Origin of the sequence: Mycobacterium fragae, from assembly GCF_002102185.1 — a bacterium.
Lineage (GTDB): Bacteria > Actinomycetota > Actinomycetes > Mycobacteriales > Mycobacteriaceae > Mycobacterium > Mycobacterium fragae.
Map to the genome: position 1 here is coordinate 18,410 of NZ_LQOW01000020.1, position 26,433 is coordinate 44,842.

Here is a 26,433-nt window from a genome sequence, read left to right on the forward strand (position 1 = left end):
TCAGCCCTGTTGGACGACGTTCGAGTCGCCGGTTTTGGTGACGCTCGGTGAGCCCGAATGGAAGGTGACGTGGTTGTTGAAGCCGGAGGCTTCGATGGTGTCTGCGGCATCCACAGTCACGGAGTTCTGCACGCCGAGCACTGTGAGCCTGGCGCAATGACCGCTGATCACAACGGTGTTGGAAATCCCGTTCACGACGACCGCGCTTTTGTTGCAGACCATGTTCTTGTTCTCGTTCATGCCGGAGACGGTGAGGTTGCCACCCGGCGGCGGTACGGATTGCGTAGGCTCCTGAGTTCCGTTGGGGCCCAGGCTATTCGGTGCGACGCTGGGGGAGGGGGACAGGGTGACAAAGCCGCCGCGAGAAATGCGGTGCGCGCTGTGGGCGGCGATGCCGCCGACGAGGGATACCATGCCGATGACGAAGAACGTGGCCAACATCCACCACACCCGCGTGGACGACGGTGATCTCGGCGAGGTCCCGGGGAACGGCCCGCCGTAGTTGTACGGTTCCGGCGTCGGCGGGAGCGGCGGGCTGGCTGGGTTGGCGTAACCGCCCGGCGGCTGGGTACCGCCGAGTTCGGAGGCGCGTGCCGTGTCGGCCAGGGGGCGCTCCAGCTCCCGAATCCTGGCCTCCGGGTCATCCTGAGGATCCATCAACCGATGCTCCCATACCGAATCGCGGCGAATATGGCAATCCCTTAAGTGGTTTCGGCGGTTTCGGTAGTTTCGGCGTCGTGCCCGACTTAACCAACCGCCAGATTCTGCTGCGGCGTCGCCCGACCGGGCTGGTGCAGCCCGATGACACCGAGCTGGTCACCGCGCAAGCACCCGAACCCGGTGAGGGTGAGGCGCTGCTGCGCACCACCTACGTCGGTATCGATGCCGCGGCCCGCACCTGGCTCGACGACCAGCAGGGCTACCTGCCGCCGGTGCAGCTCGGCGAGGTCATCCGGGCGGCGGGGATCGGTGAGGTGGTGTCGTCGCGCTGCGACGCCTACGCCGTCGGCGACGTGGTCACCACCCTGACCGGCTTCCAGGAGTATGTGATCATCAGCGACGACGTCTTCAGCACACCGATCCCGGGCGAGGATGACCAGCTGGCGATCATGTCGGTTTACGGCCCGACCGGTGCCACGGCGTACTTCGGGATGACCGACATCGGCCGGCCCCAGCCAGGGGAGACGGTGGTGGTTTCGGCGGCGGCGGGCGCCACCGGATCGGTGGCCGGCCAGATCGCCAAGATCGCCGGAGCCCGGGTGGTCGGCATTGCGGGCGGCCCGCAGAAGTGCCGGGCGGTTGTCGAGGACTTCGGATTCGATGCGTGTATCGACTACAAGAACGATGACCTGGCGGCCGCGCTCAAAGAACACTGCCCGCGACGCGTCGACGTCTACTTCGACAACGTCGGCGGGGCGATCCTCGACGCGGTGCTGGGCCGGCTCGCCCCCAAGGCGCGGGTCGTACTCTGCGGCGTGATCTCCAGCTATCTGACCGGTGAGCATCCCGGGCCGGCCAACTACGTAAACCTGCTGTCCAAAACCGCGTTGATGCAGGGATTCAACGCGCTCGACCAGTGGGGCCGCTTCGACGAGGCGTTCGCCCATCTTCGCCAGTGGGAGGCCGAGGGACGGCTCCGACACCGGCAGACCATCTTCGAGGGCATCGAATCGTGCGTCGACGCGCTCAACGGACTGTTCACCGGGGCCAACATCGGAAAGACGCTGGTCAAGATCAGCGAGCCGACGTCGGCCTGAAACCGCTTGGGGCAGTTCGGTTCAGGTCAACTGCTGGATGCGGATCAGGTTGCCCGCGGGGTCGCGGACGGCGCAGTCGCGGATGCCGTAGGGCTGGTCGGTCGGCTCCTGGACGATGTCGACATCATTTGCCTGCAGCTGCTCGAAGGTCGCGTCGAGATCCTTGGTGGCCAGCAGCAGCATGGCGTAGGTGCCCTTGGCCATCATCTCGGCGATGGTGCGGCGCTCGTCGTCGGTGATCCCGGGGTTGGCGGCCGGCGGGTTCAGCACGATGGACGTGCCGGGCTGGTTGGGCGGGCCGACGGTGATCCAGCGCATCTTGCCTTTGCCGACGTCGAGGCGAACCTCGAAGCCCAGAGTGTCGCGGTAGAACGCCAGCGAGGCGTCCGGGTCGTCGTGCGGGAGGAAGCTGGAGTGAATGCTGATGTCCATGGCGGTCACAGTAGGTGCGGATCGGCGATCGGCGCTTCTTGATTCCTGATCGGTCTGGTCACCTGCTTGGCCACGCACGGCGGCAATCCCGCCTGCACGCAAGCGGTTTGGTCCCGATAGGTGCTGGGCGGCATACCGACCAGCTCGGTGAAGCGAGTGCTGAAGGTGCCGAGCGATGAGCAGCCCACAGCGAAACAGACCTCGGTGACGCTGAGGTCGCCGCGACGCAGCAGCGCCATCGCCCGCTCGATGCGCCGCGTCATCAGATAGGAATACGGCGACTCGCCGTAGGCGGCTTTGAACTGGCGGCTGAGATGCCCGGCCGACATATTCACCCCGTGGGCGAGCGCCTCGACGTCCAGCGGCTGCGCGTATTCGCGGTCGATCCGGTCGCGCACGCGGCGCAGTCGCGCGAGGTCGCTCAGCTGCTGTGCTGCGACGGATCTGTTGGCCACCTGCGCGATCGTGCCATGTCGCCCCGGAGTTGCCCAGTGCCGCGGGCGTTCCGTTGGGGTGACCCTCGTCGTCTGCTGTAGGCTTTCGACCTGCCGCCGGTGATACCGGCCGAGCACCGGGCTGTGGCGCAGTTTGGTAGCGCACTTGACTGGGGGTCAAGTGGTCGCAGGTTCAAATCCTGTCAGCCCGACCAGACTTTCCGCAGGTAGGCGACTAGCAACCCGCTGGAGCTTTCCCTCGACAGCAGTTTCATAGCTCACTCGGCGCCGCTCAAGCGTTCGACGGCACGCGGGCCGCATCGTCGGACGTGTACCCGTAGATGTCGCAGGTGATGCTTGATTGAGCTGTGCCGAGCAGATCCGCGACGGCCTTAATGTGCACACCGGGCCCCAACCAGCGCACTGCAGCACAGTTACACACTCGAACATCCGTGCCATGGCGCTCATCGAGCAATTCGTTCGATCTGGCAACTCGACGGCTGACCACGGTGCTCTCGGAGATGGAACGTGCGCGTCGCTGCCCGCAAGCACAATTCGGGATTGAACCATCAGGTCAAGTCGCCGTCCTATCGAAGACGTTTACGCCACTCATTCGTTTACCTCTTCGTCTATATCATCGTGTCGAAAGGAATCTCCCCAGCCCCGGGGGCGCCGTTTCTTATGAATTGATGCTATTGCCGCTATTACCGCAAATACCAACAGCGTTGTTGCCGGAAGAACCCCCGCGGCATAGTGAAAGGTGTCGTTCAATCTTTCCTCCTGACTCTTTGAGACTCTCTGAGCGCGGTCATCTTGGTCACGGGCATAGAGGGTGAGTGCCCAAGCGATGCAGCCGGTGGTTCGGGTGACTCCTCTTGCCCGGTTCTACATGTTGCGGAGGCCGCGACTGGTGTTTTCACGCAAAATAGCGCAACTCGCAGCGCGATTCGTGAGCTTACCTGCTTGCTGTCATTCCAACAGAGCACTTGGAATTCCGGAAAGTACTGCTCAACGACGTTGATAGCCCGGTCGCGAAGCTAGGTGATCCAAGGGAGCGGTCAAGTCCGCAAGTGGAACCCCAATACAGTCGACCCCGGTGATCGCTTCTGCTGCATCACCATCCATGTCGCCGGTGACCAGATCGAGTCGCTCATCTCGCCGCAAGATTCGAGTCAGGCGCCTAGAGTCAGTCCAATCAGTTATTGGGAGGGAGTGCACATGATCAAACTGGTTTTGACCAGACTGGGTGTAGCGGTTGGCTGTCTGGGATTGTCGTTCACCGCGCTGGCCGGGGTCGCGTCGGCAGAACCTGACCTGGGTCCGATCGTCAACACGACCTGCACTGAAGGGCAGGTGAAGGCGGCGCTGAGCGCTGCGGATCCAGCAGGAGCACAGCGAATCAATTCGGACCCGCAGCAGACGGCCTTTTTGCGTACGTTCCTCGCCGCACCGCCCGATCAACGCTTGCAGCTGGCCCAGCAAATTATGACCGCACCAGGCAATGCACAGTATGTGCCAACGCTTCAAAAAGTCTTCAACACCTGCAATAATTTCTGAGCGGTTTTTTGGGGCGAACTGCTTGCTTAAGCCGAAGCGCCCGTGCGTCGGCAGCCAGGGGCGCGCTGTCGCCGGGATATTTCATCTATGATCGCCGATTTGCTCTGTTGTTGCTGGGTTACGCGGATGTACGGCATGCCAAAACCCGGGTGTAGCGGGCGTCGCCGCTGTACAGAAACCGCCTTTGACTGCGTGCTAACCGTCCTCGTGTCCGAGATCACGGACACCAAGGCGGTATCGGACAGAATATTGAGCCCCGGCGGCGGTGGGGGCGGCGGTGGCGGCGTTTCGCCCTCAAAAATATTCGACGGGACATTGCCCTGCCCAGGTCGGACGTACCAGTAGGTGTGGCACACAGTCGAATCCCACACGCCCGGGTTCACCCGAAGGTTGCCGGTCTGCACCGGAGGATCTCCCGGGCACCAGTGACACGGCCCTTCCGGGTGGTCGTCCGGGCAACCGGGCCAGGCGTTTAGCGGCGCGGGACCGGGCCGGGCTTGGGCGGCATCTGGACCCACCACCCCCGCGACGCTCCCCCAGAGCAGCACCGCCGTTGCAAGCCCCACGACTAGTCGTGTTAGTCGCTCCATAAACCTGGGATTGTTCTCCACGACGACTCGTCGTGGTGGCGTTTACGCCTCAGCCAGAGAGCGGGGTGGATGCAACGCCGGCCATCCTGGCCTCAGCCTGCTTAACCGCGGCGAGCATGCGTTCACTGAGGTCGAGGCACACCCGCTCTCCTAGGCCCCCGTCGAGGGAATATCCGAGCTGACGCACCTGAATGGCAAAATGGCGTAGGTCATCGGCGAGCTGTTTCATGGCACCTTCTTAGCCAGGGTTCGATATGAGCCCGCGGACGCTCACGTCCTGCCAGGCTTAGACCCAATCCCGGACACCGGCGTCCCGCCGAATCGGGGTACAACGCAGACAATCCTAACCTGCAAAAAGGCTGTTCGCACGACGTCCTGAGCCGATAGCGCTCGCCGAGGCTCGGAGAACGTCGGGCTCCTCAGCGCTGCAGCGGAGAACCAAACACCCTGCGCAAATTGCCAAACCACACCGGACACAAACAGTAAGGTGCTGTCCGTGGGGAAACGCCTGCTAGCCAACGGTCGAGGCCGCTGGTTGGTGCTCGTGGCTGCGGTCGCCATCTCGGTCGGTATGGTGCACGCCCAAAGCACAGAGCATCGGTGCTGCGTCAAGCCACCGGCGCCCACTCCCACAACCCAGAAACCCGTGGCGGCCAAGGCGCCGCGCGTCGCCACTGCCGCGGAGGCGGAATTGCTTGCAGCAAGCGCGCCGACGGCTGCCCAGCAATTCCAGTTCGCGTTACCCCCCGGCGTCGCACCCGAAGGGGGGCTGCAGGTCCATACCATCCGGGCGGCCCGCGCAATCAGCGTGCTGTTTCCCGAGATCACTACGATCGGCGGATTTCGCCAGGATGCTTTGCAATGGCATCCCAACGGGTTGGCCATCGACGTGATGATCCCGAACTATCACAGCCCCGAGGGCATCGAGCTGGGCAACCAGATCGCGGGGATGGCACTGGCAAATGCCAAGCGATGGGGAGTGATCCACGTGATCTGGAGGCAGGCGTTCTATCCAGGCGTCGGGGCGCCGAGTTGGACGGCCAACCTCGGCTCCGAAACCGCCAACCACTATGACCACGTGCACATCGCCACCGACGGCGGCGGATACCCGACCGGGCACGAAACCTATTACATCTGATGCTGCGCCCGGCGCCGCCGCCGTTCGGGCCTGCCCGTGTTTGAGGTGTGACGTTGCGGTGTACAGGTACCTACTACTCCGACCAGGAAGGCCAACGATGAAGCGAATTGCACCTGCGGCGCTCGCGATCGCCGCGCTGATGTTCAGCGGATGCTCCGCCTCACAGATCATCAACACCGGTGGCGACACAAAGTGCAAGGACTTCATCACGCAAGACGAGAAGAAGCAGAACGAAGAAGTCAGCAAGATGCTCAAAGACAAGAACGGCGCTGAACCCAACAATCTGGAAGTCTCGGCAACGCGCATGTCGGCGTTGGCCTACTGCCAAACGGTCGGCAAACCAGACAGCAAGATCTCCGAATCGCCGCACGGCTGACCGATCGCGCGATCCCACAACCGCGCATACTTAGGCCCGTGACAACGCACGGCCGCCATCCCGAGGGCCACGTGCAGATGCAGGTGCACAGCCTGTGCCGCTACCCGGTGAAGTCCATGCTCGGCGAAACTGTGCCGGAACTGTTCGTCGACGAGTGCGGCGCCGACGGAGACCGGCGGCTGGCGTTGGTCGACGCGGCGACGGGGCGGGTCGCCAGTGCCAAGCAGCCCCGATTGTGGCGCCGGCTCTTGCAGTTCAAAGCCAGCGGGGACAACGGCCGGGTGCGCATTCAGCTGCCCGACGACACGTGCGTGGCCGCCGACGACCCCGATATCGATGAACTGCTCTCCCGGTTGTTGGGGCGGTCCGTCCAACTTGTCGGCCACCGGCCGCAGGGAGCGACTTTGGAACGGCCCGACCCCGAGAAGGTGCTCGAGCTGGGGGAGGACGCCGAGGTCGAGGCGCGCATCGTCGAGATCGCCGGCGCGACGCCGGGCGACTCGTTCACCGACCTCGCTCCGCTGCATGCGATCACCACGGCCACCGTCGAGCGGATCGGCACGGAGGTGCTGCGTTATCGGCCGAACCTGATAATCGCCACACCACCCGGATACCCGCCCTACGCGGAAAACGACTGGGTGGGCGGCGAACTCGCTGTGGGTGCGACGCGGCTGCGCGTGCTCAAATCCACGTCGCGGTGCGCGGTGCCCACGCTCGAACACGGCACCCTGCCACGGGCCCCGCATGCGCTTCGCACGCTGATCGCCGAAAACCGCTTGGAGACAGCGGGATCCGGAATGGTGCCGTGTGCCGGGGTGTACCTCGAGGTGCTGAAGGAAGGCACCATCCGCGTCGGGGACCGGGTCGCTCTGGATTAACCAGGTGCACTGCTTGACGGCGCCTCCGAATTATTTCTATTTTAGTAATTTAAGGATTTATGTCTGGCCACCTCGTGAAGGGGGTCCCATGACGCTGGTAATTGACGCCGATGGGCATGTGGAGGAGACGCTCTCCGAACTGGTCGATGCCATCCCATCGGCGATGCGGGACAGTTCCATGCAGTTCATCGCCGAAGCGGGCGGCTTCGTCACCTACCGCATCGAGGGCAAGCTCTGGCGCTCGAAGTATCCCTTCCCCGGCGGCATGCAGAACCACGTATCCGCCGGAGGCGTGCGACGCGAGGGAGGCCGCGACCCCAAGCTGCGGCTTAAAGTCCTCGACGACGAGGGGATCGACGCCGCGGTGCTGTATCCGAGCGTCGGGCTGATGTTCGGCTTGCTCGAACATCCCGACATTGCGGCCGCCCTCTGCGCGGCCTACAACGACTGGCTGGCCCGCTACTGTGCCGCCGACGCCAAGCGTCTGATCGGGGTGGCGCTGCTGCCGCAACAGGACCCGCGCCTGGCGGCGGCCGAACTCGAGCGAGCCGTCACGGGCCATGGTTTCGTCGGCGGGGTGATGCGGCCCAACCGGATCGGCGGCCGCACCGTGGAGCATTCCGACTTCGACGTGTTGTGGGACAAGGCCCAGCAGCTCGACGTCCCGGTGTCCTTCCACGAGGCCTATCTGTCGGGCATCGACACCGTCGGCCTTGACCGCATGTCCAGCTATGCCGGCTGCCACATCGTCAGCCATGTATTCGAGCAGATGACCGCGATGGTCAACGTCACCTTGGCCGGGCTCTTCCAACGATTCCCGAGGCTACGGCTGGGATTTCTGGAAGCCGGTTGCGGGTGGGCTCCGACGTGGGCCGACCGCATCGAGGAGCATTACGAGTTGGCCCCCGGCGACTACCGCGGAGGTGACCCCAGCGGCAGCGTCAACACCCGCTCATGGCTCACCTTCGAGATCGAGGAGCCGGGCCTGACGTCGACGCTCGAGCAAGGGTGGGCCGACAACGTGATGTTCGCCTCCGACTACCCGCATCACGACGCCGTCTATCCCGGAGCCGTCAAAAGCGTCAAGGAGCGGGGGCTCGGCGAAGTGCTAGAGCGAAAAGTCTTGGCAGACAACGCCCTAGCCTTCTACGGCGATCGCCTCCGACAGATCCTCGCCGACTGAGGAGCGCAGCATGACAAGCACCGAAACCAACCGCCCGACACCGATGCGGGCCATGACCGTCACCAAACCCATCGCCCCTGCGCTGCCGGACCTCAGCCCCGCACAGGAACTGGCGCTGCTGTGTCGCTGTCTTTTCGCCGAGGGGTACAACGACCACCTCGCCGGCCACATCACAAACAAGCAACCTGACGGAACCTTTCTGGTTAACCCCTTCGGGTTGACCTGGGACGAGGTAACCGCCAGCGACATCATGTCGATGGACTCCGACGGCAACGAGATCGGCGGGCGGTGGACGATCACTCCGGCCATCACGCTGCATGTCGAATTACACCGCGCCCGTGACGATATCGGCGTGGCGATCCACAACCATTCGCAGTGGGGAACGGTGTGGGCCGACCTGGGCCGCGCCCCGGACATATACGACCAGACCGGTGCGCTCTACCACGGTGGGGTAGCTGTGTACGACGAATACTGGGGATCCGTCGACGACGCCGGCAACGCTCGCGCGGTCGCCGCCGCGATCGGGGACAGCAATGTGGGTCTACTCGCCAACCACGGCGTCGTCGTGCTCGGCGCTGACATCCCGCAGGCCTATCTGCGGGCGATGGCATTCGAGTGGCGCTGCCGCCAGGCCTGGCACATCGCGGCCGCCGGAGGCGGGGTACCGATGAACCGCGACGCGGCCCGCACCTACGGTGACTTCTTCAACACCCACCCGTTCACCGGGTTGTTCGAGGCGATGGTCCGTCGCGAGTTGCGCCGGGATCCCGGCGTCTTGAACTGATCACACGCTTCTGACCAGCGCAAACGCGGGCTTTATGCGCCCGCGTCGCGACGATCCTGCTTTCCAAGGATTTATCAAGCGCACCCCGAGAGACTTCCCTCGAACGCCCACAGAGGGGCGTAAAAACCACCCAAGGGAAGCGAGAACACGATGCGCAACCATTCCCACCTCCGGCCGGTACGGGATGTCGTCCCTCCGTCACTGCAATACCGCACGATCCACGGATACCGCCGTGCCTTCCGGGTCGCCGGGTCCGGCCCCGCGCTCCTGCTGATCCACGGCGTGGGCGACAACTCCACCGCATGGGAGCCCGTGCACGCCAAACTTGCGCAACGGTTCACAGTCATCGCACCCGATCTGCTGGGCCACGGCGAGTCCGACAAACCACGCGCCGACTACTCGCTGGCCGCCTTCGCGAATGGCATGCGCGACCTGCTCGCCGTCCTCGGTATCGAGCGTGTCACCGTCGTCGGTCATTCGTTTGGCGGCGGAGTCGCAATGCAATTCGCCTATCAGTTTCCGCAACTGGTCGAGCGCCTTGTGCTGGTTAGCACCGGCGGCGTCTCCAAGGACGTGAGCTTCGCGTTGCGGTTGGCGGCGATGCCGATGGGCAGCGAGGCACTGGGCGTGCTGCGCGTGCCGGGCGTGATGCCCGCGATCCGATTCTTTGGCCGCGCTGTGGAAACGGTGTTGGGTTCCACCAAGTTGGGGCGCGACGCCTCCGACGTCGTGAGCCTGCTCGAGGGCTTCCAGGAACCCCGCGCATTGTCGGCGTTCGCACGCACTCTGCGGTCGGTCGTCGACGGGCGTGGCCAGTTCGTCACCATGCTGGATCGCAGCTATCTCGTCCAATCCGTTCCGGTGCAACTTATTTGGGGAGATGAAGACCTCATCATCCCGGTAAGCCATGCTCGGATGGCCCACGCGGCGCTGCCGGGCTCGCGTCTGGAGATTTTCGAAAAATCCGGGCACATTCCTTTCAGCGACCACCCAGATCGTTTCGTGGAAGTCGTCGAACGGTTCATCGACTCGACTCATCCAGCCGTCTACGACCAAGACCGCGTTCAGTCGCTGCTGCGGACTGGCGTCTGCGAGGACCACGAGGACGCCGCTTCCGACTCGCTCGACGCCCGACCCGTTGCGTGACGGCCACGTCATTTCAGCTATCGGACGCGAAGGCTGCCTGTCCGTAGCGGACAATGACGTCGTGAGTTCGACCGGACTTGATTTCGGCGTGCTGGGCCCGTTGCAGATGACGGTCGGCGGCCGCCCGGTGCCCTTGGGCACTCCGAAGCAGCGGGCGGTGCTGGCCATGCTCGTGATCAACCGCAATCAAGCCGTGGGTAGTGACGCGCTGATCGACGCGGCCTGGGAGGAATGGCCCCCGCCGGAGGCACGCGCCAGCCTGCACTCATATGTGTCCAACCTGCGCAAGCTGCTCAACAGCAGCGGCGTCGATGGCCGCGCCCTGCTGGCCGCAACCCCGCCGGGCTACCGGCTGAGTGCGCCCGACATCAACTGTGACATCGGTCGATTCGTCGCCGAGAAAACCGCCGGCATGCGCGCGGCGGCGATCGGCCAATTTGATCAGGCCAGCCGGCACCTGTCGGCCGCGCTGGCGCAGTGGCGTGGACCTGTCCTGGAAGACCTGCGCGACTTCCGGTTCGTCGAAGCGTTTGCCGCGGCGCTCGCCGAGGACAAGGTGACTGCACATGCAGCGCGGGCGGAAGTCGAAATCGCCTGTGGGCGTGGCGATGCCGTGATCGGTGAGCTCGAGGCGCTGACGACCGAACACCCCTATCGCGAACCATTGTGGGGCCAATTGATGACGGCCTACTATGTGGCCGGACGGCAATCCGATGCGCTCGACGCCTACCGTCGTCTCAAGGCGACGCTCGCCGAGGACCTGGGCATCGACCCCGGCCCAAACGTCCGGGCTCTGCACGAGCGGATCCTGCGCCAAGAGGAGCTGGACATCAAACGGGCCGCGCGTCTTACCGCCGAGGACACGGTCAGCATCCTCAATAGGCGTACCGCGGTGTCGGCCTTGCCGGCCGCCGCGCGCCTACGTGCGGTAACGGGGCAAAGCTATCCGTTGACCGTGGCGGCCACCCGGATCGGTCGGCTTGCCGATAACGACATCGTTCTCGACGAGGTCGAGGTCAGCCGCCACCACGCCGTGGTCAGCGATACGGGCATGAGTTTCGTGATCACCGACCTGCGCTCGTCGAACGGCGTGTACGTAGAAGGTGAGCGAATCCGTGGCAGCGTCGCGCTGACCGATGGCGATCGGATTCGCATCTGCAACCACGAATTCGTCTTCGAGATGCGGCAGTAGACGACGCCGTCATGTCGGTGGAGGCGAGATGAGCTGGCAGACCGCATCGACCGCCTCTTCCAGGGCAGGCACGAACCGGTCGGCTTGCAGGGTACAGCTGGCATGACCGGCGTCCACGGCAACGACATGGGCATGGGGTATGCGACCGGCCAAGCGTTGCTGACGCTCTGCACTAATGACCCAGTCGCGCAACGTGATCACCACCGATGTGGGCACGTCAACCTCGGATATCCACGACCTCGAATCGAATTTGGCGCACTCCGCGACCGCGCCGGCCACCGCCACCGGACTGGTGCTTCTGAACTGGTCCCACAGCCATTCCCGGTCGTAGCGAACACGAGTACCGACCGCCGTCGGCGGAACAGTGGGTAATCCGGGGCGAGGGCTGAGGCCCTCGATTGCCGCGGCGAACAGCCTCATCGCCACTTGCTCGAGTCTCGCGCGCGCAAATGTCGCCGCACCGGCGCACAGCACGAGCCCATCGACAAGCTGGCGATGACGGCGCCAAACAAGTTGGGCCACCAGCGATCCCATCGAATAGCCGACGGCGACGAACCTGCTTACGCCAAGTGCGTCGGCCAAGGCGGCGACATCGTCCGCACACGCTTCAAGCGCAAATCCTGGCGAGTGGATGCCGTGGCCGTGCCAGCGCTGGTCGAAAACGATGACCCGTCCATAGCCACGCATCATCTCGAGTGCCGGATACCACGTCATCAGCCCGGTGCACGCCACCGAGTGCAGTAGCAGAAAGGTCGGCGCATCGGTGACGGGCCCCGAATCAGCCACGTAGGTCTTGCCCCGGCCGGGTAACTCGACGGTCCGGCAAGGCGGGAGATTGCGCACAGGCGCTACCTGCGGAAACCCCAGCTGGCGGGACATTGCGGGAAGCCGCGGCAGTGGAAGTCTCACCGATCGAGCACCACCAGGTCCATGCTCGGGTCATTCCCGCGTCGGCCGCGACCGAAACGCAGACGGCGCCTAGCGGTTATGGCGCGACGGGCCGATTCGTCCATTCCCGGTCGGTTCGGCGCGACGAGCGGAACCAACCGCCCGCTGCACCGGTCCCCCCGTCAGTCGGGATGGTGTGGCCCGTGACGAACGCCGAGAGGTCCGAGGCCAGGAACAGGATCACCCGGGCCTGGTCTTCCGGAACCCCCATCCGCCCGACCGGAACCCACTGCGGCCACTGCATCTGCTCTTCGGCCGACAGCCAATGCGAGTAAGGCACCTGTAGCGACTCGGTGACATCGGGACCGATCGCGTTGACTCGCACACCATCTCGGCCGACTTGGACGGCCAGGCTTCGCGTGAAGTGGATCACGGCCGCTTTGAAGGCGGCGTAGACCGGATCCTCCGGGTAGCCGCGCAAACCTTCGACCGACGAGACGTTGACGATCGCGCCGGCGTGTCGGTCGATCATCGCCGGCAGGAATGCGTGGGTGACGAGGAATACGTGGTGCAGGTTGATCCGGTAGAGCTCGTCCCACAGCTGCGGGTCGGTCTCGACGAAGTCGCCCGGGTGGCGCAGCCAGTGGCCCACGTTGTTCACCAGCACATCGACCCGCCCGTAGCGATCCAGCACCGTCCGTGCCAAGCCGGCGACCTGGCCCTCGTCGCGGACATCGGTGACGACCGTGTGCGCCGACCCACCCACCGTCGTGATCTCGTCGGCGGTGCGTCGGGCCAGCTCGGCGTCGATATCGGCGATGACCACCTGGGCGCCGTGTTGGGCGAACAGCCGCGCGGTTGCCGCGCCGATACCGCCACCACCGCCGGTCACCACTGCTATTCGGTCTGCCAGTAACGGGCCTGGCTGTCGTGCCTCGTCCATGGACCTATTGAACCGACCTCGCCGCGAAATCGTGCCACGAACATGGCACCCCGCAAATCAGGGAGCCATCCATTGGGGACGCGCGCCGATTCAGAACCATCGGTCGGCGGCCGCGGGGGTCGGATGTGTGCACTGTCGCCGACGAGGGTCGGCGGTTCCGAATAAGGAGAGTGCTGTGGCCGAACTGCCGAATGACGAGAAATGGCTCCGCCGAATGCAGTCACAGGTGGTAGCCACTCTGGGGCGCCAGACGTGGCTGGATCGACCAACTTATCGCCTGGAGCACGCCTTGACGTTTGCGTTCGCGTTGTTTGGTCGCAATCGGGAACGGGTCGCCAATGCAATGCATGGCACATGGCTTGGTCATCCGTTGCATCCGGCGTTGACGTCGTTGCCGACTGGCGCGGTGGCCACCAGTTTGGCGTTGGACGCGGCCAGCGCCTTGCCAGGCAGGGCCGAAGCGTTTCGCGGCGCCTCGCGCACTGCGTTGACGGTGGGCATCATCGGAAGTTTGGGGGCGCTGGCTAGCGGCGTGACGGATTGGCAGCACACCCATCAGGAATCCCGGCGAATCGGCTTGGTACATGGTGTCGCGAATTTGGTCGCCACTGCGCTCTATCTGTCGTCATGGCGGGATCGCCGTCGCGGCCGGCATGTCCGGGGAATAGCCGCCAGTGCATTCGGCTACGGGATCACCCTTGCCAGTGGCTATTTGGGCGGCGCTCTGGTGTACGGGTCCGGCGTTGGTGTGGATCGCTCGGGTGCTGTGTTGACAGTCGATCGCTGGACACCGGTACTGCCGGTGACGGCCCTCAATGGGCGACCGCAACGGGTCGAAGTAGACGGCGTTGGTGTGGTCATCTGCCAAAACGACGGTCAGGTGCTGGCGGTCGGCGAGCATTGCCCGCACCTGGGGGCGCCGATGTGCGATGGCTGGATCGACGATGGCCGACTTGTGTGTCCATGGCATGGTTCCCGTTTCGCGTGCCCGTCCGGCGAGGTGTTGCGCGGGCCGGCAACCGCGGCGCTGCCGTCCTACCCGACCCGCATCCGCGACGGGGTGGTAGAAGTGCGCGGCAAGAACTCGCCCGCGGTGAAAGCGGTCGCCAAATGAATGCCTATGACGTGCTGTTCGAGCACCACAAGGTTTTGCGTCATCTCTGCGAGACGATCACGGCGATGCCAGCCGCCTCCGACGATCGTCAGGACGTGCTCAATGAGCTGTTGATGGAGTTGGACATCCACATGCGCATCGAGGACGACTTGTTCTATCCGGCCGTTGAGGCGGCGGGCGAACTGGTAGCGATCGCCCATGCCGAGCATCGCCAAGTCTGGGAGCAACTTGCGGTGGTTCTTCGCACACCGCCGTCTGCACCGAACTACGAGCGGGAATGGCATTCGTTCGTCTCTGTATTAGACGCGCATGCCACCGAGGAAGAACGCGATCTATGTCCGGCGCCAGTGGAGTTGAGCCGGGAAATGCTCGACGAGCTAGGCGACGAAATGCTTGAGCGCATGAATCAGTTGCGCGAATCCAAGCTCGAAAGGCTGCACGTCAGGGCTCGCGCCGCGCTACTGCGCGCATTCTGAGACCTGTGCCCACTTCCGATACTGCGAGTAGCGGAATAGAGTGAGCGGATGACGACCGGCCAAGACGGCACGCATCTGCGCACCTGTCCGCTGTGCGAAGCCATGTGCGGATTGCAGATCCAGGTGGAAAACGGCCGGGTCACCAGCATCCGCGGCAACCGCGACGACGTGTGGAGTCGCGGACACCTGTGCCCGAAGGGTGTGTCGCTGGCCGCGCTGCACGATGACCCGGACCGCATCCGCCGCCCACTGATCAAGGTCGACGGGCGCTGGCGGGAAGTCAGCTGGGACGCCGCTTTTCGCCGCTGCACCGAGTTGCTCACGCCGGTGATCGAAAAGTACGGGATCGCCGCGGTCACCGCCTACACCGGTAACCCGCTGGCGCACTCGTTTTCGTTGGCCCGCTACTCGGGTGTGCTGCTCGGTATGTCGGGGATGCCCGTCACCTATTCGCCGGGGACGATCGACCAATGGCCGAAGAACCTGTCGTCGCACCTGATGTACGGCGGCTGGTGGTCCTTTCCGGTGCCCGACATCGAACGCACGGACCTACTGGTGATCATGGGCGCCAATCCCGCCGCCTCGCAGGGCTCACTGCTGGCCGCACCCAATGTGATGGGGCTTATCGACGCAATTCGCAAGCGGGGCAAGGTGATCGTGATCGACCCGGTGCGTACCCTCACCGCGGCCCACGCCGACGAGTGGCTGCCGATCGTCCCGGGCACCGACGCAGCGCTGCTCCTAGCGGTCGCGCACACGCTCTTTGACGAGAACCTGGTCAACCCCGGACCGCACGTCGACGGTGTCGACACCATGCGCAGAGTCGTCGCGGCCTGGCCGCCGAGCCGCGTCAGCGCCGTCACCGGCATCGACGAGGACCGCATCCAACGGCTGGCCCGCGAGCTGGCAGGAACCGAAAAGTCCGTGGTGTACGGCCGAATCGGCTTGTGCAACCAGGAATTCGGCAGCCTGGCCAGCTGGATGGTCGACGTCATCAACATCTTGGCCGGCCATTTCGATACGCCCGGCGGCGCGATGTTCCCACGCCCGGCGGCCTGGTCCATCACCACGCAGCCGCTGCCCGGGCTGGAGGGCGGCGCCCCCGAATTCGGTCGTTGGCGCACCCGGGTGCGCGGCGCCAAGGAGGTCCTCGGCCAGGCGCCGGTGTCCTGTATGGCCGAAGAGATCGCCACGCCGGGCGACGGACAGCTCAAGGCACTGATCACGGTCGCGGGCAACCCGGTGTTGTCCACGCCCGGTGGCGACAAGCTCGACGAAGTTCTGCCGATGCTGGAAGCGATGATCTCAGTTGACCTTTGGCTCAACGAGACAACACGTCACGCCGACGTGATCCTGCCCGGGCTGTCGCCGCTCGAACAGCCCCACCACGACGACCTCGTGCTGCAATTCGCGATCCGCAGCTTCGCGAACTACTCGGCGCCGGTGTTCGACCCGGGCGATCGCCCGCACGAGTGGGAAATCCTGATCCGGCTGACCGGCTTGTGCACCGGCACGCCGGCCGAGGACGTCGACGTCGGGGCGATCGACGATGGCTTTTTCGACTACCTGGCATTCACCCAGGGAGTCGACGGCGCGGAGATCCGCAAGCTGTATGACCAGGGCGGCCCGGAGCGAATCCTGGATCTCACCTTGCGTACCGGACCGTTCGGGGACCGCTACGGCCAGAACCCGGGTGGGCTCACGTTGGACATGCTCAAGGCCCATCCGAACGGCATCGACTTCGGGCCGATGGTCCCGCAACTGCCAGACATTCTCGGCACGCCGGACAAGAAAATCAGGCTCGCCCCGCCATACCTGCTCGACGACTTGCAGCGGCTGGCCGCCCGCATCGAGCGCCCGGCCGATCCGCTGGTCCTGGTCAGCCGCAGACACCTGCGCTCCAACAACTCATGGATGCACAACGTCCCTGCGCTGATGAAGGGCAAGGACCGCTGCACACTGCTGATCCACCCCGTCGACGCGGCCCGCTGGGGCATCGCCGACGACGACATCGTCACGGTGAAGTCGGAAGCCGGCGAGATCAAGGTCCCCGTCGAGGTCACCGACGCGATCAAACCCGGCGTGGTCTCGATGCCGCACGGATGGGGACATGGCAAGCCGGGTACGCGCATGTCGGTGGCCAACAGCTCACCGGGTGCCAACACCAACGCGCTCTCCCCGCCGACCTTTATCGACGAGCCGTCCGGAAACGGAGCGCTCAACGGCATCCCGGTGACGATCATCGACGACCGAGCTCGGTTTCGACCCGCTGGCGCGCGAAATCCTTAGGCTGGACACCGTGGGCTCGCCGGCATTCACCGACGAGGATGCGGCCCGCTACCGCGCGGCCGGGTGGTGGTCGGATTCGACGCTGTCCGACGCGGTATCCCGCAATGCCGAACGCTCGCCGGACCGGGCCGCGTATATCGACCACCCGGGGCGGGCGCTGAGCTGGCGTGAATTCGACGCTGTGGCAACCGGTCTGGCGCAACAACTGGCCGGCTTAGGGGTGGCGCGCGGAGACCGGGTTGCGGTATGGCACGGCGACTCCGCTGCCATCCACGCGATGTTCGTCGCAATCGAACGCTGCGGGGCGGTCGTCGTGGGCATCGGTGCACGCGCCGGCACCCGCGAGGTCGCGCAAATTCTGCGCAGTTCGCAGCCGATTCTGCTGATCAGCGATCGGCAGCGCAGCACCGCCGCCGCAGCTGTGTTTGCCGCCTCCCTGGTCTTGGACCGCGACGGCGGCGTGCCCCGCCTGAACACCGACGCCGCGCCCAGGACTCCAACCCGCGGGTCGCAGGTCGGCGCCGACGACGTCTTCCTCATCAACTCCACTTCTGGAACCACCGGACTGCCGAAGTGCGTCGTGCACACGCAGAACCGTTGGTACTACTTCCATCAGAAGGCGGTGGCCAACGGCCTCCTGTCCGCCGACGACATATTCCTGCCCGTCATACCCACCCCATTCGGCTTCGGGATCTGGACCAGCCACACCACCCCCATCTACCTGGGGGCCACCGCGGTGATCGTCGAGCGGTTCACGCCGAGCGCGGCATGCGAGGCGATCGCCCGACACAAGGTCACCGTGTTGTGCTGTGTCAGTACACAATTGACAATGCTGATGGCCGACAACGCGAGCCGGGACTACGACCTGAGCTCGTTGCGAGTCGTGTTCGCCGGAGGCGAGACGCTGCCGTATCGTCCCGCCGTCGAGTTCGAGGAACTCGCCGGGGCGAAGATTCTGCAGTTCTACGGCTCGAACGAGACCGGGCTGCTCAGTGGGACCACCGTCGACGATTCGCAGTCACGACGGCTGCACACCGGAGGCCGGATTGTCCCCGAAATGTCGGTCCGCCTGTTCGACGGCGATCGCGACGTCACCGCGACGGGCCGGGGCCAGCCCGCATGCAGAGGTCCGGCGACCAGCCTCGGCTATCTCGGCGGAACCGACCACGACAAGCTGTTCACCCCCGACGGCTGGATGCGTATGGGCGACATCTGCGAGATCGACGCGGACGGCTATCTCACCGTCACCGGCCGAACTTCCGATTTCATCCTGCGCGGCGGCAAAAACATCAGCGCAGCGCAAGTCGAGGACGCCGCCACGGCTCACCCCGCGATCGCGGTAGCGGCGGCCGTCGCGATGCCCGACCCGGTGTTCGGTGAAAAGGTCTGCCTCTATACCGAACTCGCCGATTCCCACACCATCGACCTGCCCGAGCTCACCGAGTATCTATCGGCCTTGGGAGTTTCCCAGGAGCTGCTGCCCGAACGCCTCATCGTGGTGGACGAACTGCCCCGATCATCCGGCGGAAAGATTGCCAAAGGCCGGCTCCGCGAAGATATTCGAGCCAGGATGGAGGTCGATCATGAACTCTCCTGACGCACGGCCGGGTGGTCTGGAAGTCTGGGCCCCGTCGGTGATGCCGCCGATCGGCGTCGAGCTGTCCAACGAGCAGGCCCTGGCCGTGGCCTTCCGCCATCTGGCCGCCATCGGGTTCGCCGAGAACATGGCCGGACACATCACCTGGCAGCTCGACGGGCAAACCGAGATGCTGGTCAACCCGTGGGGTCTGTGGTGGGCCGAACTCACCGCATCGGATATCTGCGTGGTTGATGCCGATGCGCGGGTGGTGCGTGGACGGTGGGACGTCACTCCCGCGATACACATTCACACCGAATTGCACCGCATCCGCGAGGATGCCCGGATCGTCATTCACAACCACCCCTACTACGCGTGCGTGCTCGCCGCGCTGGGCAGGCTGCCCGAATTGGTGCATCAGACCGGTTCGCTGTTCTTAGATGATTTGTGCCTGGTCGAGCGCTACGACGGCGAAATCGACAGCGCCGCCCGCGCAGCGGATCTCGCGACCCACATCGGGGGCGCCAACCTGACCATCCTGGCCAACCACGGTGTCATCGCAACCGGTCGCAACCTGGCCGAGGCCGTCTACCGAGCCGCATCGATCGAACGGGTCTGCAAGCTGGCCTACGACGTCATGCTGACCGGCAAGGAACCCGTCACGATGGATTGGTCGGACATGGCCGGCATGCAGCGATCGCTGATCGAACGGGCCGCCGACGTGTACTGGGCGGGGGCCGCACGGATGACCATCAAGGCCGACCCCGATGTGCTCAATTGACCACGAGCGTGCGCTCAGGGCGCAATTCGGCCCGGATTTCCGCCATGGATGCACACTGAAAGCAGATTGCCGAGCATGAAATCGATCGACGAGCTGGCCGCCAACCCGAACTTCACGACCGCCAAGACCGGCGCGGATCGTTCGGTCACATTTCTGCCCGACCCGCCCCGCGCCGAACGGCGCTACACGGTGATTTCCGTCGACGATCACATCGTGGAACCTCCGGATACCTTCGCGGGACGCCTGCCACGCAAGTTCGCCGACCGCGCCCCCAAGGTCGTCGACACCGATGACGGCGGACAGACATGGGTCTATGACGGCCAGGAGTTACCCAACGTCGGGTTCAACGCCGTCGTCGGCCGGCCGGTGTCGGAGTATGGCTTCGACCCGGTGAGATTCGACGAGATGCGCAGGGGTGCATGGGATATCCATGAGCGGATCAAGGACATGGATCTCAACGGCATATACGCCTCGCTCAACTTCCCGTCTTTCCTGCCGGGGTTCGCCGGCCAGCGGCTGCAACAGATGACCCCGGATCGCGACTTGGCGCTGGCCGCAGTGTGCGCATGGAACGACTGGCACTTCGAGGTTTGGGCCGGGTCATACCCCGACCGCATCATTCCGTGCCAACTCCCCTGGCTGCTGGATCCCGACCTCGGCGCAAAGATGATCTATCAGAACGCCGAGCGTGGATTTCACGCCGTCAGCTTCAGCGAGAACCCGGCGATGCTCGGATTGCCGAGCATTCACTCGGGTCACTGGGATCCGATGATTGCGGCGTGCGCCGAGACCGGCACCGTGGTGAACCTACACATCGGATCGTCCGGCTCGTCGCCATCCACCACCGACGACGCGCCACCGGATGTTCAGGGCGTGCTGTTCTTCGCCTACGCCATTTCGGCGGCGGTTGACTGGTTGTACTCCGGGCTGCCCAGCCGGTTCCCTGATCTGAAAATCTGCCTGTCCGAAGGTGGAATCGGCTGGGTCGCGGGCCTGTTGGACAGACTCGACCACATGCTCAGCTACCACGCCATGTACGGCACCTGGCAGGCGCTGGGTGAAAGCTTGACTCCCGCAGAGGTTTTCACCAGGAACTTTTGGTTCTGCGCAGTCGAGGACAAGTCGTCGTTCGTGCAGTATGAGCGAATCGGCGTGGACAACATCATGTTGGAATCCGACTACCCGCATTGCGACTCCACCTGGCCGCACACCCAACAAGCGATCCATGAGCAAATCGGCGACTTGCCGCCGGACGTGATCGGCAAGATCACGTGGAAGAACGCTGCACGCTTGTACCAGCATCCCGTGCCGGCCGAAATACAACGAGATCCGGAGGCATTCTGATGGGCGACACGGTCACTCCCGACGACGCCATCGACGCGATCCGAGGCACCGGTGGGGCGCGGCCCGGTTATCGGGCGCTGCACGCGAAGGGCACCCTCTACGGCGGCACGTTCACCGCCACCCCCGAGGCGGCGAAGCTTTCCCGGGCAAAGCATCTCGACGGCTCCGCGATCCCGGCGCTGATTCGCTTCTCCAACGGATCCGGTAATCCGGAGCAGCGTGACGGCTTGCCGGGGGTGCGAGGGATGGCGGTGAAATTCACCCTGCCCGACGGGTCGACCACTGATTTGTCCGCGCAGACGGCGCGGCTGTTCATTTCGAGCACACCGGACGGATTCGTCGATCTGCTCAAGGCGATGCGGCCCAGCCCGACGACGCCGCTGCGTCTGGCCAGATACTTCGTCACCCATCCTCGGCTGCTCGGGGCTTTGCCCGTACTGCGCGACGCCAGCAGGGTCCCGGCAAGCTACGCCGCCACGGAGTACCACGGGTTGCACGCATTCCGCTGGCTCAGCGCCGACGGCAACGCGAGATTCGTTCGCTACCACCTGATCCCGGCAGCGGGCGAGGAGTATCTGTCGGCACCGGCCGCCAAAGGCAGGGATCCTGACTTTCTCACCGACGAGCTGAACACCCGCCTGGCCTCCGGGCCGGTTCAGTTCTCCTTCCGCGTCCAGCTCGCCGGGCCGAAGGACTCGACCATCGACCCGTCGGCGCGTTGGCAAAGCACCGACACCGTCACCGTCGGGACGCTCGACATCACCGGCCTGGACACCGAGCGCGAGCGCGGTGACGACATCGTCGTGTTCGACCCCATGCGGGTGACCGACGGCATCGAACCCTCCGACGACCCGGTGCTTCGGTTCCGAACGTACGCGTATTCGGCCTCGGTGAAGCTGCGTACCGGAGTGGATCGCGGCCCCGGCCTCCGGCCGTGAATAGACTTCGCGGGCATGACGGCATCGGATCTATCGCTACGTGGTCGACGCATTCTGATCACCGGCGGCGCCACCGGCATCGGCGCCGCCGCGGTCCGGGTGCTGCACGCCGCGGGAGCAAACGTCGCCGCCACGTACCATCGAACCCCGCCCGCCGATGACGTTTCCGACGTGACGTGGCTGCGCTGCGATGTCCGTGATGCCGAGGCGGTCGACGCCGCCTTCCGCGGCGCGTTGCAGGCCCTCGGCGGCCTCGATGTCCTTGTCCACGCCGCGGGCTTGTGGCAGGGGGGAGTGCCCGGGCAGATCACCGGCGACGAAATCACTTTCTTGATGGAAACCAACATCAAAGGAACGATCCTGACCAACCAGGCCGCGCATGCGGCGATGCGCGGCAGGGGTGGACGGATCATCAATTTCGGATCCGCCGAGGCGGTGATGGGCAGCCCCATCGCCGCGGTGTACGCCGCCACAAAGGGCGCCGTGCAAGCCTGGACCCGGTCGGCGGCCAAGGCCTGGGGCGCGGAAAAGATCACGGTCAATGCGCTGGCGCCGGCTGTCCAAACCGCAGGCGCCGATCGGTTCCGGGAGTTCTTGGGCCCGGATGCCGCGGCATTCATCGATCAGCAGATGAAATTGTCGATCCCGCTCGGCGGCAAGCTCGGCGACCCCGGCGCCGACCTGGGGCCGGTGCTGGTATTCCTCGCCGGCGAGGGGGCCGGATTCATCACCGGGCAATTGATCCCCGTGGACGGCGGGCTCGCCATGGTCGGCGGCTGAGCGCCGGTCAGTGAGCGAGCCCCTTCTTGATGGCCGCGTCTTGTTTGCGGCCGACGTCGGTGACGAACTCGGGGGGCGCCAGTGCGTAGTTGGGGCCGTCGAATTCCAGCGTCGTGAACGCCTTGCCCTCGGTGAACAGCAACACCGTCACCCCCTTGGAGCCGTCCGGCGATGTTCCCGAGATGGTCGTTCCGCTGGCCCCGATGTCGATGGGTACGGGCTTTCCGCGCAGCGATTCGCTCTGCGCCGCCTTGGCCGAATCCAGGGCGTTCGCAGCAGCGGCCGGGTCCAGCAAGATGTGAATGGTGTCAACAATCACATGGGTGCGGTCATCGTCGCTGAACGTCGTCGCCGCTCCCAGTTGGCCGTTCGGGTTCTTCACCGGCGGGCTGGCTGTGAAGGGTTCGGGTGCCTTGATGTCACTCGCCTTGATCAACAGCCCGGTGTAGTCGTCCGGTTGGGTCCGCGGCGACGTGCTCGATTTCGACGAAGCGGTCGGTGGCTTCGAATTGCTGCTGCAACCGACCACCGATGCGCCAGCCAGCATCGTCGCCGCAGCCACTCCGGCGATCACCGTCACAGAAATCCGCATCCGAGCTCCTTTCCGGCGAAGCCTTGGACATGCTCGTGGTCACGAGCACGTCGAGGCAACCGGAAAACGGTAACAAGTCAGCTCTTCTTGTGCGGCAGGAACTCTTGGGCTTTGGTCTTGATGCCCTTCTTGACGAACCCGGCCCGGTCCTCGTCTCCGGCGAGCACGGCGGCCGTTGCGGACTTGAACTGCTCCCAGGTGGCGTGCGGGGGGATCGGCGGCATGTCGGGGTCGGTGTAGACGTCCAGCACACTGGGACGGTCGGCTGACAAGGCGTCGCGCCAGGCGTCCCCGAGTTCCTCGGAATCCTTGACGGCCAACGCATTCAGGCCCAGGCTGGCTGCAAACGAGGCATAGTCGACGTCGGGAAGTGTTTGAGATTCCACGAATTTCGGTGCACCCGCCATGGCACGCATTTCCCAAGTGACCTGGTTCAGGTCGTTGTTGTGCAGAATCGCCACAATCAGGCGCGGATCCTCCCAATCCCGCCAGTACCGGTGGATCGTGATGAGCTCGGCCATGCCGTTCATCTGCATGGCGCCGTCACCGGCGAACGCTATGACCGGTCGCTTCGGGTTGCCGAATTTGGCGCCGATGGCATATGGGACACCGGGCCCCATCGTCGCGAGGTTGCCCGACAGCGAACCGCGCATGTCGCCCCGGAACCGAAGGTTGCGTGCGTACCAGTTGGCCGCCGAGCCGGAATCGGCAGTGACAATGGCGTTGTCGGGCAACTGCGGGGACAGCTCGGAGAACAGTCGCAGCGGGTTGATCGGGTCGGTGCTGACGTGCGCTTCCATCTCCATGGTTTCCCACCACCGAGCCACGTTTTTCTCGATGCCCTCACGCCATGACCGGTCCTCTTTGCGTCGCAGATGAGGAATCAGTGCCCGCAGCGCGGCCTTAGCGTCGGCGACCACGTTGATCTCGTAGGGGTAGCGCATGCCGATGAACCGCCCGTCGATGTCGATCTGCACCGCGCGGCACTTCCCGAACTCGGGCATGAACTGCGTGTAAGGGAAGCTGGAACCCACCGTCAGCAGCGTGTCGCAATCATTCATCAGCTCGTAGCTGGGCCGCGTGCCCAGCAACCCGATAGACCCAGTGACCCAAGGCAATTCGTCGGACAGCACGTCCTTGCCCAACAGCGCCTTGGCTGCTCCCGCGCCGAGCAAATCGGCGACCTCGACAAGTTCCTCGCGGGCGTTGCGAGCGCCGGCACCTACCAGCATGGCCACCCGCTTGCCCTCGTTGAGCACCTCGGCGGCGCGGGCAATGGCCTGGTCGTCCGGGGATACTGCCGGCCACTCGATGCCCAGGCTGGACGGCACCATCTTGAACTCGTGGGTGGGTGGCGAATACGGCAGCTCCTGCACGTCGGCGGGGATGATCAACGCCGTCGGTGCGCGCTCGCTCAACGCCACCCGGATCGCCCGGTCCAGCACATTGGGCAATTGCTCTGGGACGGTGACCATTTGGACGTATTCGCTGGCAACGTCCTTGAACAGACTCATAAGGTCGACCTCTTGCTGGTAGGACCCGCCCATGGCGCTGCGATTGGTCTGACCCACGATGGCCACCACCGGCACGTGGTCGAGCTTGGCGTCGTAGAGGCCGTTGAGCAGATGGATCGCGCCGGGGCCCGACGTGGCCATGCACACTCCGACGCGGTCGGTGAACTTGGCGTACCCCACGGCTTCGAACGCGCTCATCTCCTCGTGGCGCGACTGGATGAACACGGGCTGGTTGTCGGCGCGGCCCCACGCGGCGAGGATTCCGTTGATCCCGTCGCCGGGAAACGCGAAAACGTGCTGCACACCCCACGTCCGCAACCGTTCCAGCAGGTAATCGGCGACATCTTGCTTGGACATTCCAATCCTTCCTAAGCCGGACACCTCTTAATGCGACCGAGACCGCCGCTGGCACTGGCGACGAGGACAACCAGGCACGACAGGGACGCATTGGCAGTTCCCACAGCTCTCCTGATACCCGCATTCCCGACCGTTATGCCTCTTCAGCGGCATCAATTCGGCGAGCACGCCCCCGTGAACCCGGGGCGGGCCGTTTGACCCGCCGCCAGCCTGGGAAGCCGGTAGGGAGCGTCGGCTACGGGCGGCGCAAGCCGCAGTCCACGAAAGGGAGGATCGATCCATGGGGGATCAGAAGAGCGGACCGAAAGAAGCCGTGAAGGGCACCGTCGAGGGCGTCAAGGGCAAGGCCAAAGAGGTTGGCGGAACCGTCGCTGGTCGCGATGACCTAGTCCGGGAGGGCCGGGCCCAACAGGACAAGGCCGACGCCGAGCGTGACGCGGCCAAGAAGGAAGCCCAGGCCGAGTCCGCGCGCGGCGGCGCAGCTGCCGCCGAAAAGCGCGAACAGCAACACCAATAGATTCGTTCCTGAAGGATGGTCCGGCCCGGTGGTTTCCGGGCCGGACCACTATTAATGCAATCGCAACGCGAAATACCCCGCGGCCAAGTGACTTTCACTGGCTACTGAGCCCACCGCGCCATGGCGGGTTAGCCGGCGGCTACCATCCGGGGAATGGCCGACGCGGGCATCAGTAGGCGGGCCAATCGGCGCGGTCTGGCGACCCGGGAAAGCATCTTGGAGGCCGCGCTGATGTCGCTGGCCTCCGGCGATCCCGGAGCGGCTTCAGCCAACCGCATCGCCAAGGCGAGCGGAGCGACCTGGGGAGCGGTCAAATACCAGTTCGGCGACATCGACGGGCTTTGGGCCGCCGTGCTGCACCGCACCGCCGAGCGCCGCGGCGAGTTGCCGTCGAACACCGTCGCCAACGCCCCGCTTCAGCAGCGTGTCGCCGTCATCATCGACACCCTCTACGAGGGGTTGACGGCCAGAGACTCCTTGGCGATCGAGAACCTGCGCAGGGCACTTCCGCACGATCCCGCCGAGCTCGATCGGCTGTATCCGCGCACGGCCGCCGAACTCAGATCATGGCTGCACAGCTGGGTGAAGGCCTGCCAAAAAGCGTTCGAGGACCTGGACGTCGACCCGGACCGGGTGCGGGAAGTCGCCGCCTTCATTCCGGGAGCGATGCGGGGCATCACCTCAGAAAAGCAGCTGGGCACCTACTCCGATCTCGATGAGGCGCGACGTGGACTGACCAACGCGATCGTCGCCTACCTCGAGCATTCGCGCTCCGGTTGATCCACGCACCCCGCTGCGCTAGTTTCACAGAGGGTACTGTGAAACTACTATGAAACGTCCGTAGCGAGGGGAAGCAG

At 64.8% G+C, this 26,433-nt stretch carries 27 protein-coding genes and 1 tRNA gene; 20 read left to right on the plus strand and 8 right to left on the minus strand.

Annotated features, from left to right (window positions below):
• Nucleotides 1-657, minus strand: coding sequence for a DUF3060 domain-containing protein (locus AWC06_RS09990; protein ID WP_085196928.1), 657 nt, complete (start codon nucleotides 655-657; stop codon nucleotides 1-3).
• 80 nt (nucleotides 658-737) lie between these two features.
• On the opposite strand from AWC06_RS09990, the gene AWC06_RS09995 reads away from it, so the two are divergent.
• On the plus strand, nucleotides 738-1,757 hold the full coding sequence (locus tag AWC06_RS09995; protein WP_085196930.1) for an NADP-dependent oxidoreductase: 1,020 nt from the start codon (nucleotides 738-740) through the stop codon (nucleotides 1,755-1,757).
• Nucleotides 1,758-1,778: 21 nt separating this feature from the next.
• On the opposite strand, the gene AWC06_RS10000 is transcribed toward AWC06_RS09995, so the two are convergent.
• Together AWC06_RS10000 and AWC06_RS10005 are read right to left on the minus strand one after the other, a co-directional pair.
• Entirely contained in the window at nucleotides 1,779-2,189 is a 411-nt protein-coding gene (locus AWC06_RS10000) for a VOC family protein (protein ID WP_085197038.1), read from the minus strand.
• 5 nt (nucleotides 2,190-2,194) lie between these two features.
• Nucleotides 2,195-2,644: a helix-turn-helix transcriptional regulator gene (locus AWC06_RS10005; protein ID WP_085196932.1), complete on the minus strand. Its 450-nt coding sequence runs from the start codon at nucleotides 2,642-2,644 to the stop codon at nucleotides 2,195-2,197.
• Between the two features lie 117 nt (nucleotides 2,645-2,761).
• On the opposite strand from AWC06_RS10005, the gene AWC06_RS10010 reads away from it, so the two are divergent.
• Together AWC06_RS10010 and AWC06_RS10015 are read left to right on the plus strand one after the other, a co-directional pair.
• Nucleotides 2,762-2,838: transfer RNA gene (locus AWC06_RS10010), tRNA-Pro, on the plus strand.
• Between the two features lie 1,003 nt (nucleotides 2,839-3,841).
• Complete coding sequence (locus tag AWC06_RS10015) at nucleotides 3,842-4,180, plus strand: hemophore-related protein (protein ID WP_085197040.1); 339 nt, start codon at nucleotides 3,842-3,844, stop codon at nucleotides 4,178-4,180.
• 639 nt (nucleotides 4,181-4,819) lie between these two features.
• On the opposite strand, the gene AWC06_RS10020 is transcribed toward AWC06_RS10015, so the two are convergent.
• Entirely contained in the window at nucleotides 4,820-4,999 is a 180-nt protein-coding gene (locus tag AWC06_RS10020) for a hypothetical protein (RefSeq protein ID WP_085196934.1), read from the minus strand.
• 267 nt (nucleotides 5,000-5,266) lie between these two features.
• Here AWC06_RS10020 and AWC06_RS10025 point away from each other — a divergent pair, with 267 nt between their 5' ends.
• From AWC06_RS10025 to AWC06_RS10055, 7 genes are all read left to right on the plus strand, one after another.
• The gene (locus tag AWC06_RS10025; RefSeq protein ID WP_085197042.1) at nucleotides 5,267-5,908 is read left to right on the plus strand and encodes a VldE C-terminal domain-containing protein; all 642 of its coding nucleotides are present in this window, start codon (nucleotides 5,267-5,269) and stop codon (nucleotides 5,906-5,908) included.
• Between the two features lie 97 nt (nucleotides 5,909-6,005).
• The gene (locus tag AWC06_RS10030) at nucleotides 6,006-6,284 is read left to right on the plus strand and encodes a hypothetical protein (protein ID WP_085196937.1); all 279 of its coding nucleotides are present in this window, start codon (nucleotides 6,006-6,008) and stop codon (nucleotides 6,282-6,284) included.
• 77 nt (nucleotides 6,285-6,361) lie between these two features.
• Nucleotides 6,362-7,162 carry an MOSC domain-containing protein gene (locus AWC06_RS10035; protein WP_085197044.1) on the plus strand — a complete coding sequence of 267 codons (801 nt, stop codon included), beginning with the start codon at nucleotides 6,362-6,364 and terminating at the stop codon, nucleotides 7,160-7,162.
• Between the two features lie 88 nt (nucleotides 7,163-7,250).
• A complete protein-coding gene (locus AWC06_RS10040; protein ID WP_085196938.1) occupies nucleotides 7,251-8,345 on the plus strand; it encodes an amidohydrolase family protein in 1,095 nt (364 codons plus the stop codon).
• Between the two features lie 10 nt (nucleotides 8,346-8,355).
• Entirely contained in the window at nucleotides 8,356-9,129 is a 774-nt protein-coding gene (locus AWC06_RS10045; protein ID WP_085196940.1) for a class II aldolase/adducin family protein, read from the plus strand.
• A gap of 150 nt (nucleotides 9,130-9,279) precedes the next feature.
• Nucleotides 9,280-10,275 carry an alpha/beta fold hydrolase gene (locus AWC06_RS10050; protein WP_085196942.1) on the plus strand — a complete coding sequence of 332 codons (996 nt, stop codon included), beginning with the start codon at nucleotides 9,280-9,282 and terminating at the stop codon, nucleotides 10,273-10,275.
• 106 nt (nucleotides 10,276-10,381) lie between these two features.
• Complete coding sequence (locus tag AWC06_RS10055) at nucleotides 10,382-11,467, plus strand: BTAD domain-containing putative transcriptional regulator (RefSeq protein ID WP_085197046.1); 1,086 nt, start codon at nucleotides 10,382-10,384, stop codon at nucleotides 11,465-11,467.
• Nucleotides 11,468-11,476: 9 nt separating this feature from the next.
• Here the strand turns inward: AWC06_RS10055 and AWC06_RS10060 are convergent, their stop codons facing one another.
• Entirely contained in the window at nucleotides 11,477-12,310 is an 834-nt protein-coding gene (locus AWC06_RS10060) for an alpha/beta fold hydrolase (protein ID WP_227371109.1), read from the minus strand.
• A 142-nt stretch (nucleotides 12,311-12,452) separates the two neighbouring features.
• Nucleotides 12,453-13,298 carry an SDR family NAD(P)-dependent oxidoreductase gene (locus AWC06_RS10065; protein WP_085196944.1) on the minus strand — a complete coding sequence of 282 codons (846 nt, stop codon included), beginning with the start codon at nucleotides 13,296-13,298 and terminating at the stop codon, nucleotides 12,453-12,455.
• 214 nt (nucleotides 13,299-13,512) lie between these two features.
• On the opposite strand from AWC06_RS10065, the gene AWC06_RS10070 reads away from it, so the two are divergent.
• The 8 genes from AWC06_RS10070 to AWC06_RS10105 all read left to right on the plus strand — a co-directional run bounded on the left by AWC06_RS10070 (nucleotide 13,513) and on the right by AWC06_RS10105 (nucleotide 22,596).
• On the plus strand, nucleotides 13,513-14,412 hold the full coding sequence (locus AWC06_RS10070; protein WP_085197050.1) for a Rieske (2Fe-2S) protein: 900 nt from the start codon (nucleotides 13,513-13,515) through the stop codon (nucleotides 14,410-14,412).
• Nucleotides 14,409-14,888, plus strand: a complete 480-nt coding sequence (locus tag AWC06_RS10075; protein ID WP_085196945.1) for a hemerythrin domain-containing protein — start codon at nucleotides 14,409-14,411, stop codon at nucleotides 14,886-14,888. Before AWC06_RS10070 ends, AWC06_RS10075 begins: the two co-directional genes overlap by 4 nt.
• A 48-nt stretch (nucleotides 14,889-14,936) precedes the next feature.
• Nucleotides 14,937-17,177: a molybdopterin-dependent oxidoreductase gene (locus AWC06_RS10080; RefSeq protein WP_085196947.1), complete on the plus strand. Its 2,241-nt coding sequence runs from the start codon at nucleotides 14,937-14,939 to the stop codon at nucleotides 17,175-17,177.
• Nucleotide 17,178: 1 nt separating this feature from the next.
• A complete protein-coding gene (locus AWC06_RS10085) occupies nucleotides 17,179-18,774 on the plus strand; it encodes a class I adenylate-forming enzyme family protein (RefSeq protein WP_085196949.1) in 1,596 nt (531 codons plus the stop codon).
• Entirely contained in the window at nucleotides 18,761-19,534 is a 774-nt protein-coding gene (locus AWC06_RS10090) for a class II aldolase/adducin family protein (protein ID WP_085196951.1), read from the plus strand. The genes AWC06_RS10085 and AWC06_RS10090 overlap by 14 nt, the downstream gene beginning before the upstream one ends.
• Nucleotides 19,535-19,609: 75 nt before the next feature.
• Nucleotides 19,610-20,878, plus strand: a complete 1,269-nt coding sequence (locus AWC06_RS10095) for an amidohydrolase family protein (RefSeq protein ID WP_085196952.1) — start codon at nucleotides 19,610-19,612, stop codon at nucleotides 20,876-20,878.
• Nucleotides 20,878-21,816, plus strand: a complete 939-nt coding sequence (locus AWC06_RS10100) for a catalase family peroxidase (protein WP_085196954.1) — start codon at nucleotides 20,878-20,880, stop codon at nucleotides 21,814-21,816. Before AWC06_RS10095 ends, AWC06_RS10100 begins: the two co-directional genes overlap by 1 nt.
• 15 nt (nucleotides 21,817-21,831) lie before the next feature.
• The gene (locus AWC06_RS10105) at nucleotides 21,832-22,596 is read left to right on the plus strand and encodes an SDR family NAD(P)-dependent oxidoreductase (RefSeq protein ID WP_085196956.1); all 765 of its coding nucleotides are present in this window, start codon (nucleotides 21,832-21,834) and stop codon (nucleotides 22,594-22,596) included.
• Between the two features lie 7 nt (nucleotides 22,597-22,603).
• Here AWC06_RS10105 and AWC06_RS10110 read toward each other — a convergent pair whose 3' ends face one another.
• Together AWC06_RS10110 and AWC06_RS10115 are read right to left on the minus strand one after the other, a co-directional pair.
• On the minus strand, nucleotides 22,604-23,188 hold the full coding sequence (locus tag AWC06_RS10110; protein WP_085196958.1) for a hypothetical protein: 585 nt from the start codon (nucleotides 23,186-23,188) through the stop codon (nucleotides 22,604-22,606).
• Nucleotides 23,189-23,265: 77 nt separating this feature from the next.
• On the minus strand, nucleotides 23,266-25,059 hold the full coding sequence (locus AWC06_RS10115) for a thiamine pyrophosphate-requiring protein (protein WP_085196960.1): 1,794 nt from the start codon (nucleotides 25,057-25,059) through the stop codon (nucleotides 23,266-23,268).
• A gap of 280 nt (nucleotides 25,060-25,339) precedes the next feature.
• Between AWC06_RS10115 and mbp1 the strand changes: the two genes are divergently transcribed.
• Nucleotides 25,340-25,576, plus strand: coding sequence for a microaggregate-binding protein 1 (mbp1, locus tag AWC06_RS10120; protein ID WP_085196962.1), 237 nt, complete (start codon nucleotides 25,340-25,342; stop codon nucleotides 25,574-25,576).
• Between the two features lie 153 nt (nucleotides 25,577-25,729).
• Complete coding sequence (locus tag AWC06_RS10125; RefSeq protein WP_085196964.1) at nucleotides 25,730-26,356, plus strand: TetR/AcrR family transcriptional regulator; 627 nt, start codon at nucleotides 25,730-25,732, stop codon at nucleotides 26,354-26,356.
• The last annotated feature ends 77 nt before the right edge of the window (nucleotides 26,357-26,433 follow it).